Origin of the sequence: Acidaminococcus fermentans DSM 20731 (genome assembly GCF_000025305.1) — a bacterium.
Lineage (GTDB): Bacteria > Bacillota > Negativicutes > Acidaminococcales > Acidaminococcaceae > Acidaminococcus > Acidaminococcus fermentans.
Genome location: NC_013740.1, coordinates 194456 through 212185 on the forward strand (window position 1 = coordinate 194456; position 17730 = coordinate 212185).

The window sequence follows — 17730 nt, forward strand, 5'->3', positions numbered from 1 at the left end:
CTATCGGCTAGTGACTAGAGACTAGTGACTAGTGACGGGGTGTGAAAAAGCATTTTTTCACACCCCCTTTTCCTTAAATCATAATCTCCCGTTTTGCCAGGTTCTCGTCGAAGAAATTTTCCTTCTTCTTGGGTTTGGCAGCCGGGACCGGTGCGGCGCTGGTGCGGATGTTTTCCACGAACAGCAGCAACCGGTTGGTCACGTTCACGTCGCTGACCCCGCTGTCGAAGTCCAGGCTCAGCAGGTTCATGTGAGGATACAGGGATTTGATCTTCTTTTCGATTCCTTTGGAAATGATGTGGTTGGCAATGCAGCCGAAAGGCTGGAGGCTGATCACATTTTCGATGCCGTGCTTGGCGAAATTCACCACTTCCGCCGGCAGCAGCCAGCCTTCCCCAAACTGGGCGGCCATGTTGATGATGCTCTTGCCGTCATTGGCCAGGTCGAAGATGTCCTCGATGGGGGTGAAATACTGGAATTCTTCCCCGATTTCGTTGAATTTCTTCACCTGTTTGCTGACCCACATGTACAGGGCATCCACGATCAGGTTGGGCATATGGTGCCGTTCCAGGCCGAATTTCCGGTTGGTGATCCGGTTCACAAAAGCCTGCATGAAGAAAGGCGTCAGCAGAGGGGGCATCACTTCGATGGAGTGATCCATCAGCCAGCCGGTGATGTTCTTGTGGGCGAAGGCGTTGAACTTCAGGTAGATTTCCCCCACGATCCCCACCTGGGGCAGATGCACGTCCGGCTTGGCCAGGGCATTGAATTCCGCCGCTGCTTCCTTCAGCAGTTTCTGGAGACCGCCGGGGCTGTTGGCTTCGATTTCCTTCTTGGCCAGTTCCAGGTATTTCTCCTTCAGTTCCGCCGCTTTGCCCTTGACGGTTTCCCGGACTACGGAGGCGTTGAAGAACTTGGCCAGGCAGTCGGAGAACAGCACGGTGGAAACGGTGATCCGGGCAATCTTCAGCCAGTTCAGCTCGAAGCCCGGCTGGTCGTTCTGGATGTTCTTGCTGGTGGCCAGGGACAGCACCGGCGTGTTTTTGAACCCGGCAGAGATCAGCGCATGCTTGATCAGCCCGAAATAGTTGGAGGCACGGCACTGGCCCCCGGTCTGGGTAATGGCCACGGCCGTATGGGAGGGATCGTATTTTCCAGACTGGAGGGCCCGGATAAAGTCCCCTACCACCAGGGTGGCCGGATAGCACACTTCGTTGTTGGCGAATTTCAGCCCCAGGTCCGCACTCTGGACCGTGCTTTCCGGCAGGGTTTCCACATGATAGCCCAGGTTTTTCAGGACGGAGGGAATCAGCGGGGAAATGAAAGGCGTGAAGAAAGGCGCCAGGATGGTGTAATCCTTCATGCTCTTTTCAAAACGGGGCGGCTGTTCAAAGGGAGTGGCGGCGAATTTGGCATCCCGGTTGTACCGGATGCTTTCCACCACAGACCGTACCCGCAGCTTCAGGGAACCGATGTTGGACACATCGTCGATTTTCAGCAGGGTCAGGGCCTTCCCGTGGCGCTGGAGGATGCCCCGGACCTCGTCCTGGAGGAAGGCATCCGGGCCGCAGCCGAAGGAGGTCATTTCCATGAAGTGGACGCTGTTGTCCTGGCGGGCCACCCAGTCGGCGGCCTTGGAGATCCGGTTGATGTAGGCCCACTGACGGACCAGATAGGAATCGTCGATGGTAATGGAGCTGTCGTCCCGGACCAGGTCCTCGTTGATCACATTGATGCCCATGGCCGCAATGGATTCGCTGAGTTTGTGCTGGATCAGGGGATCCGTATGGTAGGGCCGGCCGGCCAGCAGGATGGTCAGCTGTTTGTTGGCCCGGCTCTTTTGGAGGATTTCCTCATTTTTGGCCTTGATGGCCCTGCCGTATTCCTCCTGGGCTTTCAGGGCCGCCTTCAGGGCCTTGTCGGCGGTGAAACGGTCGAATCCGATATAGCTCAGGTATTTCCGGATCTGTTTCTTCAGCAGGGATTCGTCCTGGAAGTTGATGGGCGGGGAATCGATGGGGATCTCCGTGTCCACCACGCTCTTGATTACGTCGGAATAGCCGGAGACCACCGGGCAGTTGTAGCTGTTCAGCTGCCGCTTGTCATCCTGCCATTCGTAGATTACATAGGGCATGAAGATCCGGTTCACCCGTTTCCGGATCAGGTTGTTGATGTGACCGTGGACCAGCTTGGCCGGGAAGCAGATGTTGTCGCTCATTACATCGTGGATCCCGCCTTCGTAGTTCTTGAAGGTGGAGGGATCGGACAGCTGGACCTTCAGGCCGCAGGTGGTGAACAGGGCGTGCCAGAAAGGATAGTCCTCGTAGATGTTCAGGCACCGGGGAATCCCGATGATCCGCTGGGCATCCTCTTTCACCGGACGGTCGAAGAGCAGCTTGTATTTGTAGTCGTAGATGTTTTCCCCGGGCTTGTGTTCTTCCCCGTTGTTGGTGAAGAATTTTTCACATTTGTTTCCGGAATAGTAGACGCTGCCGTTGCTGAAGTTGTATTTCTTGATCAGGCAGTTGTTTTCGCAGCCGTGGCACTGGAGCTGGCTGTCGGTATAATTGGCCACGTGGATCATGTCGTCCAGGGTGGATTCCCCTTCCGCCCGGCTCCGGGCAAACAGGGCGCAGCCGTAGGCCCCCATGATTTCCGGGATATTGCTCCGGTGGACGGTGGTGCCGGTCAGAAGTTCAAAGGCCCGGACTACCGCGTCGTTTTTCATGGTGCCCCCCTGGAGGACGATATCGTTCCCCAGGTCATGGGTATTCTGGAGTTTCAGCACCTTGTACAGGCAGTTCTTGATGACGGAATAGGCCAGACCGGCGGAAATGTCCCCGATGGTGACCCCTTCCCGGAGGCTCTGTTTCACCTTGGAGTTCATGAACACCGTGCACCGGGTGCCCAGGTCACAGGGTTCCTTGGCTTCGCAGGCCAGTTTGGCGAAATCGCTGACGGAATAATTCAGTCCCTTGGCAAAGGTTTCCAGGAAAGTGCCGCAGCCGGAGGAACAGGATTCGTTCAGTTCCATCCGGTTCAGGACCCCGTGGTCTACGAAAATGGCCTTCATGTCCTGCCCACCGATGTCCAGGATAAAGGACACATCCTGGTGGATCTTCCGGGCTGCCAGATAGTGGGCGATGGTTTCGATGATACCGGTCTTCAGGTCGAAGGCGGCTTTGATCAGGTCTTCCCCGTAACCGGTGGAGCAGCTGCCCAGGATCCGGGGATTGGCGCCCACCTTCAGGCATTCCGCATAAAAAGCCTCGAAGGCTTCCTGGACGGCGCCGATGGGATTCCCGCTGTTGGGCCCGTAATGGGTAAAGAGGATCCGGTCCTGGTCATCGGTGACCACCAGCTTGGTGGTGGTGGAACCGGAGTCGATGCCCACATAGATCCCGTCCGTTTCCGCCGTAAGGGGCGTCAGCTGGATGGCATCCGCTTCCTTGGCCTTTTTCCAGGCGGCATAGTCTTCCGGAGACTGGAAAATGGGGGGCAGGATATCGTCAGAACGGACAGCCACTTTGGGGGCGCTTTCCAGTTTTTCCACCAGCTTGTCAAAGGTGATGACCGGAGCATCCGCCGCACTGAGAGCGGTTCCGTAGGCCGGAATCAGATTGGCGTTTTCCGGCACCACGAAATTCACATAGGGAATCTGGAGGCAGTCCATCAGGGCTTTCCGCAGGGCGGGCATAAAGGTCAGAGGTCCGCCGCAGAGCAGGATCCTGGGTTCGATGGTGCAGCCGTGGCTCAGGGTGGAAATCACCTGGACCGCCACGGCGTGGAAAATGGAAATGGCAATGTCTTCCCGGCTCACGTTCTTGGCCAGCAGGTTCTGGATATCCGTTTTGGCAAAGACCCCGCAGCGGGAGGCGATGTAATGGACATGCTGGGCCTTTTCCGCCAGCCCGTTCAGCTGTTCGATGGGAATCCCCAGGAGCACGGCCATCTGGTCCAGGAAGGCTCCGGTGCCCCCGGCACAGTTGCCGTTCATCCGCAGGTCACAGCTGCCGTCTTTTTTGATATACACGATTTTGGCGTCTTCCCCGCCAATGTCGATCAGGGTGGCTACGTCTGGATATTTGGCTTTGACGAATTTGGTAGCGGCGATTACTTCCTGTTCAAAGGGAATCTGGAACTTTTCCGCCACCCCCATGCCCACGGAACCGGTGATCTTCAGCTTCAGGCTGGCACCGCCGATCTGGGAACGCAAAGTCTTCAGCTCTTCCCGCAGGACCCCGGCCACGTTGGCCTGGTGCCGCTTGTAGCGGGAAAACACCACATGGGAATGATTGTCCAGCACGACGATCTTGCACGTGGTGGACCCGATGTCTAAACCTACACGATACGTACTCATAATGCACCTCATCTTAAAGTGTATACTATTATAGCACAATCCCCCCAGAACTCCAGTAGTTAATCCAACATAGTATAGGGTCAGCAGGTTCCCGGTGAAAATTTCATTGCAGTGAAGAGGGCAGAGTGAAGAGTGCAGCGGGGACGGCGGAACCGGAAGAACCATTGCAATGCCGCCTGCAGGGCTGTGCTCCCCCTGGCAAGGGGGAAAGGACCCGTATCCGCGTGTAGAGGGTGCCCTGCCAGGGCAATCGGGAGAAGATTCGAAAGATATTTTCGCCCGCCCCTTGCCCACAAGCCGATAAAATATGATAAAATAATACAATTACAGTAAATGGATGGGACCGGCCGGGGCCATGCCGCAGGGCAGACCCCGTTTTCGGCCTGATAATCATTGCAGGATAAAGGATGGGTGGCATGGAGCAGCAAGGACAGACTCCCGGAAACAGCAAAACGAAAAAATTCCTGAAAGGGACGCTGATACTGACCATTTCCAGTATTGTGGTCAAAGTCATCGGAGCCCTGAACTGGGTGATCCTCTCCCGGGTTATGGGGGGCGAAGGCATCGGCCTGTATCAGATGGGATTCCCCATCTATCTCATGGCCATCACCGTTTCTTCTGCCGGGATCCCGGTGGCCATTTCCATCATTACAGCGGAAAAAGTGGCCAAAGAGGATTATACCGGCGCCCAGCGGGTGTTCCGGGTATCCCTGCGGATGCTGTTCTGCACCGGGCTGTTCTTTTCCCTGTGCCTTTTGGGCATGGCCCACTGGCTGGTGACGTCCGGGATCATCCCGGATCCCCGGGCCTATTATTCCATCATCGCCCTGGCGCCGGCGGTGTTCTTCGTCACCTTCCTGTCCAGTTTCCGGGGATACTTCCAGGGCTGGCAGATCATGACTCCTACCGCCTGTTCGGAAATCACGGAACAGCTGGTCCGGGTGGTCACCATGATCGCTTTCTCCTATCTGCTGATGCCCTACGGCCTGACCTATGCGGCGGCCGGGGCCAGCATGGGGGCCGGGGCCGGTGCTCTGTGCGGTCTGCTGCTCCTCCAGGTGTTCTATTTCCGGCTGAAGCACAAGTTCTTCCCCAAAGGGGAACAGAAAGTACCGGAAAGAGAACAGGAACCGGCCGGAAAGATCATCAAACGGCTGATCGCCCTGGCCCTGCCGGTTTCCATGTCCAGCCTGATGCTGCCCATTGTGTCCAACCTGGATATGATGATCGTACCCCGGCGGCTGATGGTGGGGGGCTGGTCCATGTCCGAAGCCACCACCCTGTTCGGATATCTGACCGGCATGGCGGTGCCTCTTATCAACATGTCCACCATCCTGACGGCGGCGCTCTCCATCAGCCTGGTGCCGGCCATCAGTGAATCCCGGGTGCTGGAAGATACGGAAGGGATCCGGGAAAAAGTGGCCACGGCCTTTTCCGTGGCGGCGGTGATCACCATTCCCTGCAGCATCGGACTCCATGTGCTGGGCGGCCGGGTGGCGGCCCTGATCTACAATGCCCCCAAAGCCGGGCCTTCCATCGAGACCATGAGCTGGGCCATTTTTCTCCTGGGGCTCCATCAGGTGAGTACCGGGATCCTCCAGGGGCTGGGGAAGACCAAGATCCCCGTATTTAATATGATCCTTGCGGCGGCCTCCAAAGTGCTGCTGAACTGGAACCTGACCCCCACCCTGGGCATAGTGGGGTCCTCCTGGGCTACGGTGGCGGATATCGGGATCGCCGCCGTCCTGAACCTTTTCTTCATTAAAAAATACACCGGCTTCTCCCTGGAACTGAAGCAGCTGGGGAAAACCGCTCTGGCCGCTGTGGCCATGGGGGCGGCGGTGAAGGGCTTCCTGGCCCTGGTGCCGGGGTGGGGTGCCTGGAGTATCCTGGGCGGCATGGCCGTGGCCGTGCCCGTCTACGGCATCCTGTTGCTGGGACTGAAAACCATGCCCGAAGAAGAACTGTACCAGATTCCCTTCCTGGGAAGGAGAATGGTGGTATTGGGGAAGAAATTGAAGCTGTTGTAAAAAAGTTCTGCCTGTGCTTTATTTTGCACAGGCAGAACTTTTTTCATTCTTTTTCTTTCACCACAGCCAGCAGGCTGATCTCCACCGGAGCATTGCCCGGGAGTCCGGCCATGCCCAGGGCACAGCGGGCACACCTCCCGGCGTCTCTCAATTCTTCCAGCAGATATTCCGAAGCAAAATCCGCCAGTCTGGGGTGAGCGGTAAAATCCGCAGCTCCGTTCACGTACACATCCATCCGCAGAATCCTTGCCAGGACTTCTCCCGGCCGGAGCTGGTTCCGGGCGGCTGTCAGCGCATTGGCCGCCGCCTGGACCACCGCTTCCCGATAGATTTCCAGGGAAACTGTCGCCTGGACCTTTCCCTGCATGATCAACACGCCTTCTTTCCGGGGGGTCATGCCGGCCGTGGCAATCAGTCTGCCGCTGCGGGCTGCCGGTACATATTTTCCCTGAGGAATGGGATCTTTCATCAGGACGCTCCTTTCTCAGCGGGCCTGGGCTTTGGCAATGTCCCAGGTAATTTCCAGGAAATGGTCGATGTCGCTGAAATCGTGGCAATGGAGCGGGGAAACCCGCAGCAGGCCGGTGCGGCCCAGAGATTCCACGATCCGTTTGGAATATTCACTGGTGTTGATCCGTTCAAAGACCAGCACCCCCCGTTTGTCATATTCTTCCCGGAGAGCAGTGTAATCCATGCCTTTCAGCCCCATGGCCACCACCAGGTCACGGCTGTCATCCACCGGTCCGTCGAAATACAGCTCCACGCCCGGGATATGGCGCAGGCCCGGCAGGGCTTCGGTGCCTTCCAGCATTCGTTCCAGCAGGCTGTTTTCATGGGCGTGGCAGTACTGGAAGCCTACTATATACTGGGTCCGACGGTCCTGGATGTCCGTATAATGACGGCCAATCCAGCAGATGTAGTCCACCATGGCACTCATGGCCGCAAAGTTGGCGTGAGGGTAGGTCCCCAGTTCCCATTCCTTTTCCGGCTTGGCCAGCAGTTTGTCATGGGGCAGGGCAGCCACCCGGTCAGAGACATATCCATAGCCGCAGCCCCGGATCCCCATGGCTTTGTAGGGGGCAATCACCAGTCCGTCCAATTGCAGGTCATGGGCGTACAGGGCTGCATGGGGGGCATGCTGCACCGCATCAGAGATGATGAACAGGTCCGGCTTGATCTGCCGTGCTTTTTCCACGATTTCCTTCATGGGGAACACTTTTCCGGAGATGTTGGAGGCACTCATGACACTGAGCAGGCAGGTGTCCTTGTTCACCAGCTTCAGGATTTCGTCCACATCCACTCCGCCGTTTTCCGGATTGGCTTTGGCTACCCGGAATTCTTTCCCGGTCTTTTCTGCATACATCCGGGCGGCATCATAGGCGGAAGGATGCTCGATGGCCGTGGTGACCACATTGGTACCTGGCACATTTTCCACAATGGCCCGGGTGATGCTGAAGGTGACCTTGGAAGGAGTCAGTTCCGTAACCAGGGCTCCTTCCCCCGGAGCGGCGCCGAAAAGCACTTCCATCAGATCCCGGATCCCCTTGTCCTTTATTTCATGGAGCTTCAGGGAAACATCATGGTACCGCAGGGGACAGTCGGGAATCTGTTCATAACGGGCCTTGGCCTCCACACAGGCCTTGAGACGGAGGGAGCCTCCGGAGTTTTCGAAGAACAGCCGCTTCCGGCCCAAGGGATTTTCATCCATATAATAGAATCTGCTTTTGATTTCCTTCTGCAGTTCCGGATCAAACGTAAAATTTTTATGCATGGGAATGCCTCCTGTTCCAACCAAAAATCATTTGCTTCTGTACCGTTCCATGACCTGCAGCACCCGGTCAATGGCGCTGTGGGTGTTTTTTGGATCCTGGGAAAAATTCACCCGGAAACTGTGGGTGAACTGAGGCCCGAATTCCGTACCTGGAGTAATGATCACTCCGGTGAGCCTGCGGACGATTTTGGCAAAATCGCTGATGCTTACGTCCATGGGAGGTAGGGTGGGGAAAATATAGCTTCCACCTTCTGTTTTCCGTACGCTGCATCCTTCATGGCTCCGGACCAGAGCAATCAGATCATCCCGGATGGCCTGATGGGCAGCAATCCGGTCCTTCAGCCATCCTTCCGGCTCACTGAACCAGCGCTTGAACACATATTGGCTGTATCCCGGTGCCCGCAGGGTGACGATGGCCTGGAGCTTTTCCATCCGGTCGATGATCCAGCTGGTCCCGAAGGCAGTTCCCAGCCGGAACCCACTGAGAGATTCAGTTTTGGAGGGCCCCATGATGGTCAGCATGTTCTCCGGCCGTTCCGGCAGAGCCCGCAGATGGGTATAGGGATGGTTGTCGAAAATCTGCCGGGAATACAGCTGATCCACCAGGAGGATCACGTTGTATTTTTTTGCCAGACGGGCGATTTCCCGGGTTTCTTCTTCGGAGAAGATAACCCCGGTGGGATTGTTGGGGTTGGAATACAGGAACAGTTTGACACCCTGTTTAAAGGATTCTTCCAACGCTGCCAGATTGACCCCGGCATTTTTGTCCTGGCTCAGATAATCCAGCTTGACGGGAACCAGTTCTCCTTCAAAAAATTCCACCAGTTTCCGGTTGTCGAAGTAATCCGGTTCCACGATGGCAACCTTGTCTCCCCGTCCCACCAGACAGCCCAGTGCCAGGAACAGGGCTCCCTGGGTCCCGGGGGTCAGGATCAGTTCTTTTTCCGGATCGATGGGGGCTCCGGTAAAGGCCGCCAGTTTGGCCGCCACTTCCTTCCGGATGTCATCTCCACCCCGGTATTCCGTATAGGCCACACAGCTGCCTTTTTTGTATCCCTCGATGAAGGTTTCCAGGCTTCCTGGAATGGGCTGGTGGGCATCCACATCTCCATGGGAGAAATTCACTGCAGGTCCCGGCAGCGGTTCTCCCCGAAGCTCCAGTTCCGTATGGCTCTGCCGGTCTTCCTGTCCCGGTGCATTGTCGATTCCCAGACGCTGGAATTTTGCTGTCATCAGATCCATGGTATAGTCTCCTTTTTTATTGATGATTCTGTCAATGGAGGGTTGTTTTACCTTCCCGGCAGAACGGCGGTTCTGGTTTGAAAGCAGCTGATGGGAGTTGTTCCTTTCTTCATCGGAGCAGGGCCGCATACCCGTTTTCTGCTCAGCCGGGTCCGGATGAATTCGTCTTTTTCCAAACCAGCCAGCCATTTATCCATAAAGCTCTTTCTCATGGCACTCATCCTTTCTTTTCATCGTTCCCTCTGTTTTCCAGGAATGTTTTTCTTGATAGCTTTAGTATAAGTTGAAAGAAAACAGTTGTAAAACAACTTATTATACTTTATAATTTTCCCAAGATGACTATTTAAAGGAGCGGGAAACCATGGATACAGAATCACTTTACCTGTTCCGAGATCTTTGCCGGACCCGGAACATGACACAGACCGCCAAAAATTTTTTTCTGACCCAGTCCACCCTCAGCAAACGGCTGGCCCGGTTGGAAGAGGAACTGGGGTACCCGCTGCTGCTGAGAAGCAAGGGGAGAAAGGAAGCGGAACTCACCGGCAAAGGAGAACGGTTCCTGGGAGTGGTCGTCCACATGCTGGAATTGTATGAAGAAGGGCTTTCCTTCCGGGAAGAACAGGAACGGTATCTTCTGCGGCTGGGGTGCATGCGCAGTGCCCAGGAATATTTCCTGGCCGGGTTCCTCCAGGACTATCTGCTGGGCCATCCCCGGTGCAGTCTGACTTTGGAAGATCATCACAGTGTGGAAATCCGGGACCTGCTGCAGGAAGGACTGCTGGATGTGGGCATTGTGCAGATCCCTCTTGCCAGCCGGGGGCTGGTGAGCGAACTTCTCTATGAAGAGCCATTTCTGGTGGTGATGAAGGAGCCAGGACATTTTCAGGGGAAAAAGATCATTTCCATGGAAGACCTGGATGGAAAACAGGAAATCTTCCAGATCTTCACGGAAGAATTCCGCAGCTGGCATGATCAGTACTGGCGGGCTCTGGACAGCAAGATCCGGGTGAACAGCACCCCGACGGCTGAAAAGTATTTCCAGGGACCGGAAGATTGGATGCTGGTACCTCGGTCAGTGGCCGCCGCCATGAAAAAACAGGGGTTTTCCATATTCCCTTTGGCGGAACGGACCCCCTTCCACCGGCTGTATCTGGCCAGCCGCCAGGGAGAAGACCGGCTCTGGGTGAAAGAAATGACAGCCGCCCTCCAGCAGCATTTCCAGGATTTGAAAAAGGGGCAGATGGATAGACGGTCCTTTTGACTGTGTAAAACCGTAGGGGACGCAGGCCCGGCGTCCCACACAATGCACCAACAAATGGCAATCATGCGCAGGCCGCCCGGCGTGCAGCCCCTACGGTTTATGGGTTTCAAAATCAATTTGCTAAATTGATTTCCTTCGGCCGCTGACAGTTGACAGCTGACAAAAAAAGAGTGCCCATCGAAGGCACTCTTTTTTTCTTATCCCATCGGTCTGGCAAAATTCAGCGGGTTCACCGGGCTCCCGTTCTGGCGCACTTCGAAATGCACATGGGGACCGGTGCTGTAGCCGCTGCTGCCGGCGTAGCCGATCACATCTCCCCGACGGACGGTCTGCCCCGGCTGTACGGCGATGGCGCTCATGTGGCCATAGCAGGTGGTGATCCCGTTGCCGTGATCGATGCTGACGAACCGGCCGTATCCCCCGTTCCACTGGGCCTCTTCCACAGTCCCGGTGGAGGACGCCTTGATGGGGGTCCCATAGTCCACGGCGATGTCGATGCCGGGATGGTAATCGCTGCCGCCGCCGAAAGGATCCGCCCGGAGCCCGAAGAAGGAGCTGATTTCCCCGCCGCTGACGGGCCAGCCATAGGTTCCGTCCCCGGTATTGGACAGGGCCAGCAGCATATTGGTGAGGTTTTCCTTCTTATAGGCCAGCTTCTTCCAGTTGATTTCATCCTGGACTTCCAGCACCGTCAGCTGGTCCGCCGTGGTGGAACCGCCCTGGCCCCCTTTATCCAGTTCCTTGGACTTTTTGTCCACGGCCTGTTCCCCGATCTTGACTCCGTCCTTGGACAGCTTTTCCCGGACGGCGTTTTCCACCTGGACCACCTGGGCCAGTTCCCGCTGGAGTTTTTCATTGTCGTCCATGAGCTTGGCCAGCCGTTCCGTATAGACCCCGTAGTCCGCCCGGTAATTGGCCAGTTCCGTCTGTTCATCCCAGGCCTTGAACAGCAGCCCGGCGCATACCGCCAGTCCCATGAGGCTGGCCAGGAAAGCCCCGCAGAAGCCCATCAGCAGCTTGGGCCCCGCATGGAATTCCTGGATCTGGCCGTCCGCATCCTTCCACTGGAAAGAGAAGCCGGTCACCACCAGATGCCCGGAAGGGAGCAGCCCCTTCAATCCTTTGAATTTCTCCGTCAGTTCTTTCTTTTCCATACTTACTCCTTACCAAAAGAGGGGTGCTGCTTTGCAACACCCCTCAGTCACCAGTCACTGGTCACTGGTCACCAGCCGTTGGAAATCAATTTTTCAAATTGATTTTGAAATTACAAAACCAGCGGTTGGCTGGTCTTGTTTTTCGTTGTTCAAAGCCAGCGGGGCTGGCTGCCTTTGGCCGTTGACAGTTGACAGCTGACCGCTGACGGGGTTGTTGCTCCTGCAACAGCCTCCTGTACAAATCTGCACATATTGACTACCGGGTCAATATTTTATCGCGAAAATCCGGTATATTCAACGGTTTCCCCAAAAAATTTACATTTTGTTAAATCTCTGCCAACTGCTTCTTTTCCCATGCCAGCTTCTGGGTTTCCCGCTGGATGGCTTCCTGGAGGATCAGGGCGTGGCCATATTCTTTTTCTCGGGCTTCCTGGGTGGGGAACAGCAGCCGCCAGCGGAGCTGGAGATGGGCCAGACGTTCCTTGTGGCGCCGGATATCCTCCTGGAGCAGCTGCCGGAGCTGGGGGTCTTTCTGGCTGCGGATCAGGTACAGCTTCATGGTGAATTCATCCCGGGTGGGCATCATATCTCCCAAAGGCTGGTCCAGCCAGTCCCGGAGCTTTTGCCGGCCTGTGGCCGCCAGGCGGTAATACTTTTTCTGGAGTTTGGTACCCACAGTGCTGGTGTAGGAGGTGATCAGCCCGCTTTCTTCCAGCTTCCGGAGTTCCGGATACACCTGGCTGTGCCGGGCGTACCAGAAATCTCTCACTTCCTGCCCGAAAAGTTTTTTCATGTCGTAGCCGGTCAGGTCCCGTTTGGCCAGGAGTCCCAGGAGGATGTACTGGAGAGTGTCTTCTTTTGTCATTGAACTGCTCCTTTCTTCGGGGTATATTATATCATGGGAAGAAGACATCCATGGATATAGAAAAAAAGCATCCATAAACATTGACAGCCCCTCCGGCCCGTGCTACACTCGTGGCAATCGAAACATGTCAATATTGACATGTTTTTTTGTGGGCAGGAGGAGTCTGCCTGAAAAGAGAGCAAGGGAGGCATTTCTATGAAAAAGTGTGGGAAAGTAAGCCGGCTGGTGTTGTCCGGACTGTTTCTGCTGGGCATGACGGGATTTTCCGGGGCGGAGGCGGCGGAGCAATACGCCAGCAAGACGTTGGAGGTGGCTCCGGTGAAAACGGAAGTAAAGCAGATTTCCGGAGTGGTCTATGAACAGGTACCTTCCCGGGGGTATCCCAATGTGCCCATGGCCATGGATCTGCTCCAGCCCCAGAAGAAAGAAAAAATGCCGGCCATCGTCTATGTGACTGGCGGCGGCTTCATCAACGCCAACCGGGACAACGGGGTCCAGCTGCGGAACTACCTGGCGGAAAAGGGCTATGTGGTGGCCAGCATCACCTATCGGGTGGCCCCCACGGCCCGGTTCCCGGAACCTTTGGAAGATGTAAAAGCTTCCATCCGGTATCTCCGGGCCCATGCGGACCAATGGCACATCGACAAAGACCGGATCGGCATCGTGGGGGGCAGCGCCGGGGGGTATCTCTCTGCCTTTGCCGGCACCACCAGCGGTACCAGGACCTTTGACAAGGGGGAGAATCTCCAGGAATCCAGCCAAGTGAACTGTGCAGTGGATCTCTACGGTCTGTCGGATCTGAGCCGGGTGGGCATGGATTACAGCCCGGAAAACCAGAAACGGCATCAGTCCGCCGGGGCCACAGAAGCCCTGTGGGTCAACGGCAGCCCGGTGTTCGGCGGGAAGGACGGAGGGGTCCTGGCAGATCCCAAAGCCACGGAGGCTGCCAACCCCATTGCCTATATCGGGAAAAACAGCGCCCCCATGCTGCTGATGCACGGAACGGCGGACAAGGTGGTGTCCCCGGGGCAGACGGACCTGTTGTACCGGGCCCTGAAGGCCAAAGGGGTGCCGGCGGAACGGTATGAGATCCCGGGAGCAGCCCATGGGGGCGTATACTGGGTGCAGGACAAGGTACTGCAGGTAATCGGGGATTTCTTCGACCGGTACCTGAAATAAAAGGAGATAAAATATGGAGGAACAGAAAACCATGCCGGTGATTTTTTCGGGCCACGGCAGCCCTATGATTGCTTTGGAACACAATGAAATTACGGAAGGGATGGACCGGATCGGCCGGGCGGTGGAAAGCCAGTTTGGCCGGCCCAGGGCCATCCTGATGGTATCTGCTCACTGGTATACCCACGGGACTTTTGTCCAGAGCGCCCCGGAACCCCGGCAGGTCTACGATATGTACGGGTTCCCCAAGGAATTGTATGAAGTCAAGTATCCCGCCAAAGGGGATGGAGAACTGACCCGAAAGGTACAGTCGCTGCTGGGCTCTGCCGTGGCCGTCAATGACGACTGGGGCATCGACCACGGGGCCTGGACGGTGCTGGTCCATATGTTCCCGAAGGCGGACATCCCGGTGGTCCAGCTGTCCGTGGACGGGGACATTTCCTATACGGAAGAATTCGAACTGGGCCGGAAGCTGGCTGCTCTCCGGGAAGATGGCTATCTGATCCTGGGCAGCGGCAACGTGGTCCACAATCTCCGGGAAGTGGAATGGGAGAATGCAGGGGGTTCTGATGCCACTCTCCGGTTCAATGACTATATTACAGAAGCGGTGCTCCAGGAGGATACGGAAAAAGTCATCGGGTTCGCATCCCATCCTGATGCGTCCTATGCCGTACCTACCCCGGATCATTACCTGCCGCTCCTGGTATGCCTGGGAGCCGCCGGCGCAGACCGGGCCCAGGTGTTCAACAAAATCTGCAACCTGGGATCCATGGCCATGACCGGCTATGCCTGGGGAATGAAGGGATAAAAAAGAAATCGATAAAAATTCTCCAAAAAGGACTTGTATTTTTAGGGGCGGTATCGTATAATACGGTTAACTGTAAACGATAAAAATACACTTAACCAGTCCAAGGAGGGTCGATTATGGCTTATCAGACTATTTATCCCTATACCAATGAAGTGCTCCGCTCCTATGAGAGCCTGTCCGATGCCGGGGTGGAAGAAGCCCTGGAACGGGCCTATGGACAATACCAGGCCTGGCAGAAAGACAATGACGTGGAGAACCGGAAAACGGTCCTGCGCCAGGTGGCTGCCCTGCTCCGGCGGGATCTGGACCGGTATGCGGAAACCATGACCAAAGACATGGGGAAACTGTTTGTGGAAGCCCGGGGAGAAGTGGAACTCTGTGCTGCCATCGCTGAATATTATGCGGACCAGGCCGATGGATTCCTGGCCCGGGAACCGGTGGAAACCCCGGCCGGCAAAGCCTATATCCTGAAACAGGCACGGGGCGTGATCATGGCAGTGGAACCCTGGAATTTCCCCTTCTACCAGGTGATGCGGGTGTTCGCCCCCAATTTCATCATCGGGAATCCTCTGCTGCTGAAACATGCCTCCAACTGCCCCGGCTCTGCCCTGGCCTTTGAAGCCCTGGTACGGGAAGCGGGGGCTCCGGAAGGGGCTTTCCAGAACCTGTTTGCCAGCTATGATCAGGTTTCCCGGATCATCGAGGATTCCCGGGTGGCCGGAGCCTGCCTGACCGGGTCGGAACGGGGCGGTTCTTCCGTGGCGGAACATGCCGGAAAGGCCCTGAAGCCTTCTTCCCTGGAACTGGGGGGCAATGATGCCTTCATCGTCCTGGATGATGCGGATATGGACGAAGTGAAATCCCAGCTGTTTGCCGCCCGGCTGTACAATGCGGGCCAGGTCTGCGTCTCTTCCAAACGGTTCATCGTGACGGAAAAGAACTACGACCGGTTCCTCCGGGATCTGACGGAAGTCTTTGCCTCCGCCCAATGGGGGGATCCCATGGATCCGGCCACCACACTGGCACCCCTGTCCTCCGCCACGGCCAAGCGGGATGTGCTGGCGGCCATTGAACAGGCTGTCCAGGCCGGCGCCCGGGTGGTGTACGGGAACCAGCCCATCGAAAGTCCCGGTTACTTCGTGATGCCCACCATCCTGACCGATGTGACAAAGGACAATCCTTTGTATAACAAAGAAGTCTTCGGTCCGGTGGGTGTGGTGTACAAAGTCCGGGATGAAGAGGATGCCATTGCCCTGGCCAACGATTCCAGCTACGGGCTGGGGAACACGGTGTTCAGCAGCGATATGGAACATGCCGGCCGGGTGGCGGCCCGGATCGAAACCGGGATGAGCTTCATCAACCACGGCTGGACCTCCCTGCCGGAACTGCCTTTCGGGGGCGTGAAGAATTCCGGGTACGGGCACGAACTGTCCCGGAGCGGTTTCGACACCTTCGTGAACCAGCATCTGGTATTCATTCCCCAGACCGTATGGGAACGGCACGGGAAGTAAAAGCCAAAAGGGGCTGCTGCGTGAGCAACAGCCCCTTCTTTTTTTATGCCCAATCCCCGTTGACGAACACGGACACCTTTGTTCCGTCTTTCCGGATCCCGGTGATGGTGAGATCCGGGCTGCCCACCATGAAGTCCACGTGGATCATGGAATCGTTGAGTCCGGCTTTTTTCAGTTCTTCTTCGTCCATCTCCGCTCCTTTTTCCACACAGGTTGGGTAGGCGTCCCCCAGGGCCAGGTGGCAGGAAGCATTTTCATCCAGGAGGGTTTCGTAGAAAACCGTATCCATCAGGGAAATGGGGGAATGGTAGGGGATGAGGGCCACTTCTCCCAGCCGGCAGGCACCTTCATCCATTTTCAGCAGGTCTTTCAGGACTTCTTCGCCTTTTTTTGCTGTGGCTTCCACTACTTTTCCGTTTTTGAAGGTGAGACGGAAATTTTCGATGAGATTTCCGCTGTACACCAGGGGACGGGTGCTGCATACAACCCCATCCACCCGGTCCGCCTGGGGCGCGGAATACACTTCTTCTGTAGGGATGTTGGCGTTGAACAGGAACCCCCGGGCGGTGCTTTCAGCCCCTCCCTGCCAGATGTGCCGGTCCGGCAGGCCCACGGTGAGATGGGTACCCAGGCCGTTTTCATATTCCAGGGCGGTGAACTGCTGGGCCGTCAGCCATTCCCGGCGCTGTTTCAGTTCCGCCAGATGCTTGTCCCAGTCGGCCAAAGGGTCTTCGCCCAGACACCGGGCCGCATCCAGCAGCTGGATCCACAGCCTGTCCATGCCTTCCTGTTCCGGCAGCTCCGGGTACAGCAGCCTGGCCCATACGGTACTGGGGACGGCGGCCACCAGCCAGTTGGTTTTGGAAGCCATCATCCCGTCGGAATATTCTTTGACCGCCTGGTGGAAGGCCTTTTGCCAGGCCATGATCTTTTTCCGGTCGATGCCCTTCATGGCATAGGGGTCGGCGGAGATCAGGCTCAGGAAAGCGGCACCTTTCCGGTAATAATCCAGGTTGAATTCACTGCGCCAGTGGGGGACGGATTCGAACTTGTCCTGGGTTTCGTACTCATACCGGAGCCGGGTGGTCCCATTGCAGTACCAGTTGAACACCACCTGGGCAGCACCGGCCTTATAGGCTTCTTCCGTCAGCAGGGTGGCGAACCGGCTGGCTTCCACCGGGGCATTGATCACCAGGATCTGGTCCTTCTGGAGGCAGATCCCTTTTTGCAGCAGGACCCGGGCATACAGCGGCAGCTGCCGGGTCAGGGTTTCTTGTATATCCATGGAAATCACTCCTTTTCACCATTGTTTTTCTATTATACAGGAAAGTCCAGGAAGGAAAAAGCCAGAAACGGGGGACTCTTCTGTGACATTAGTGTATCATATGCTACAAAATTATTATAAAATAGTACAAAATCAACCCTGCAATGAAAAAATAAGAAAAGTTATTGTTACAAAAACGGATACAGTATAGTATAATGATTTTATAGCGCTTCAGCAGGGATTTGCGGATCTCTGTTGAAATACTACACTGGTTACTGCTATTTCTTT

12 protein-coding genes are annotated in these 17730 nt (G+C 56.2%); 5 read left to right on the top strand and 7 right to left on the bottom strand.

What is annotated here, in order from left to right; all coding sequences use genetic code 11:
• Window positions 1-73: 73 nt before the first annotated feature.
• Window positions 74-4360 (bottom strand): acyl-CoA dehydratase activase-related protein, encoded by a 4287-nt coding sequence (locus ACFER_RS00895; protein ID WP_012937567.1) that lies wholly within the window; start codon window positions 4358-4360, stop codon window positions 74-76.
• A gap of 416 nt (window positions 4361-4776) precedes the next feature.
• Between ACFER_RS00895 and ACFER_RS00900 the strand changes: the two genes are divergently transcribed.
• The gene (locus ACFER_RS00900) at window positions 4777-6390 is read left to right on the top strand and encodes a putative polysaccharide biosynthesis protein (RefSeq protein WP_012937568.1); all 1614 of its coding nucleotides are present in this window, start codon (window positions 4777-4779) and stop codon (window positions 6388-6390) included.
• A gap of 43 nt (window positions 6391-6433) precedes the next feature.
• Here ACFER_RS00900 and ACFER_RS00905 read toward each other — a convergent pair whose 3' ends face one another.
• The 3 genes from ACFER_RS00905 to ACFER_RS00915 are packed head-to-tail and all read right to left on the bottom strand — an operon-like array spanning window position 6434 to window position 9403.
• Window positions 6434-6859: a RidA family protein gene (locus ACFER_RS00905; RefSeq protein ID WP_012937569.1), complete on the bottom strand. Its 426-nt coding sequence runs from the start codon at window positions 6857-6859 to the stop codon at window positions 6434-6436.
• A gap of 15 nt (window positions 6860-6874) precedes the next feature.
• Window positions 6875-8161: an aminotransferase class V-fold PLP-dependent enzyme gene (locus tag ACFER_RS00910; protein WP_012937570.1), complete on the bottom strand. Its 1287-nt coding sequence runs from the start codon at window positions 8159-8161 to the stop codon at window positions 6875-6877.
• Between the two features lie 27 nt (window positions 8162-8188).
• Complete coding sequence (locus tag ACFER_RS00915) at window positions 8189-9403, bottom strand: pyridoxal phosphate-dependent aminotransferase (protein WP_012937571.1); 1215 nt, start codon at window positions 9401-9403, stop codon at window positions 8189-8191.
• A gap of 361 nt (window positions 9404-9764) precedes the next feature.
• Between ACFER_RS00915 and ACFER_RS00920 the strand changes: the two genes are divergently transcribed.
• Window positions 9765-10664 carry a LysR family transcriptional regulator gene (locus tag ACFER_RS00920; RefSeq protein WP_012937572.1) on the top strand — a complete coding sequence of 300 codons (900 nt, stop codon included), beginning with the start codon at window positions 9765-9767 and terminating at the stop codon, window positions 10662-10664.
• 197 nt (window positions 10665-10861) lie between these two features.
• Here the strand turns inward: ACFER_RS00920 and ACFER_RS00925 are convergent, their stop codons facing one another.
• Window positions 10862-11818, bottom strand: coding sequence for a M23 family metallopeptidase (locus tag ACFER_RS00925; protein WP_012937573.1), 957 nt, complete (start codon window positions 11816-11818; stop codon window positions 10862-10864).
• A gap of 325 nt (window positions 11819-12143) precedes the next feature.
• On the bottom strand, window positions 12144-12683 hold the full coding sequence (locus ACFER_RS00930; RefSeq protein ID WP_012937574.1) for a PadR family transcriptional regulator: 540 nt from the start codon (window positions 12681-12683) through the stop codon (window positions 12144-12146).
• 195 nt (window positions 12684-12878) lie between these two features.
• On the opposite strand from ACFER_RS00930, the gene ACFER_RS00935 reads away from it, so the two are divergent.
• The 3 genes from ACFER_RS00935 (at window position 12879) to ACFER_RS00945 (ending at window position 16178) form a co-directional block, all read left to right on the top strand.
• A complete protein-coding gene (locus ACFER_RS00935; RefSeq protein ID WP_012937575.1) occupies window positions 12879-13862 on the top strand; it encodes an alpha/beta hydrolase in 984 nt (327 codons plus the stop codon).
• 13 nt (window positions 13863-13875) lie between these two features.
• Window positions 13876-14667: a 4,5-DOPA-extradiol-dioxygenase gene (ygiD, locus tag ACFER_RS00940; protein WP_012937576.1), complete on the top strand. Its 792-nt coding sequence runs from the start codon at window positions 13876-13878 to the stop codon at window positions 14665-14667.
• A gap of 116 nt (window positions 14668-14783) precedes the next feature.
• The gene (locus ACFER_RS00945) at window positions 14784-16178 is read left to right on the top strand and encodes an NAD-dependent succinate-semialdehyde dehydrogenase (RefSeq protein ID WP_012937577.1); all 1395 of its coding nucleotides are present in this window, start codon (window positions 14784-14786) and stop codon (window positions 16176-16178) included.
• A 43-nt stretch (window positions 16179-16221) separates the two neighbouring features.
• Here the strand turns inward: ACFER_RS00945 and ACFER_RS00950 are convergent, their stop codons facing one another.
• Window positions 16222-17463 carry an aminopeptidase gene (locus ACFER_RS00950; RefSeq protein WP_012937578.1) on the bottom strand — a complete coding sequence of 414 codons (1242 nt, stop codon included), beginning with the start codon at window positions 17461-17463 and terminating at the stop codon, window positions 16222-16224.
• Window positions 17464-17730 lie beyond the last annotated feature (267 nt).

Coding starts and splice junctions, on each gene's coding strand:
- ACFER_RS00895 (WP_012937567.1), bottom strand. CDS start 4,360: ATGAGTACGTATCGTGTAGGTTTAGACATCGGGTCCACCACGTGCAAG.
- ACFER_RS00900 (WP_012937568.1), top strand. CDS start 4,777: ATGGAGCAGCAAGGACAGACTCCCGGAAACAGCAAAACGAAAAAATTC.
- ACFER_RS00905 (WP_012937569.1), bottom strand. CDS start 6,859: ATGAAAGATCCCATTCCTCAGGGAAAATATGTACCGGCAGCCCGCAGC.
- ACFER_RS00910 (WP_012937570.1), bottom strand. CDS start 8,161: ATGCATAAAAATTTTACGTTTGATCCGGAACTGCAGAAGGAAATCAAA.
- ACFER_RS00915 (WP_012937571.1), bottom strand. CDS start 9,403: ATGGATCTGATGACAGCAAAATTCCAGCGTCTGGGAATCGACAATGCA.
- ACFER_RS00920 (WP_012937572.1), top strand. CDS start 9,765: ATGGATACAGAATCACTTTACCTGTTCCGAGATCTTTGCCGGACCCGG.
- ACFER_RS00925 (WP_012937573.1), bottom strand. CDS start 11,818: ATGGAAAAGAAAGAACTGACGGAGAAATTCAAAGGATTGAAGGGGCTG.
- ACFER_RS00930 (WP_012937574.1), bottom strand. CDS start 12,683: ATGACAAAAGAAGACACTCTCCAGTACATCCTCCTGGGACTCCTGGCC.
- ACFER_RS00935 (WP_012937575.1), top strand. CDS start 12,879: ATGAAAAAGTGTGGGAAAGTAAGCCGGCTGGTGTTGTCCGGACTGTTT.
- ygiD (WP_012937576.1), top strand. CDS start 13,876: ATGGAGGAACAGAAAACCATGCCGGTGATTTTTTCGGGCCACGGCAGC.
- ACFER_RS00945 (WP_012937577.1), top strand. CDS start 14,784: ATGGCTTATCAGACTATTTATCCCTATACCAATGAAGTGCTCCGCTCC.
- ACFER_RS00950 (WP_012937578.1), bottom strand. CDS start 17,463: ATGGATATACAAGAAACCCTGACCCGGCAGCTGCCGCTGTATGCCCGG.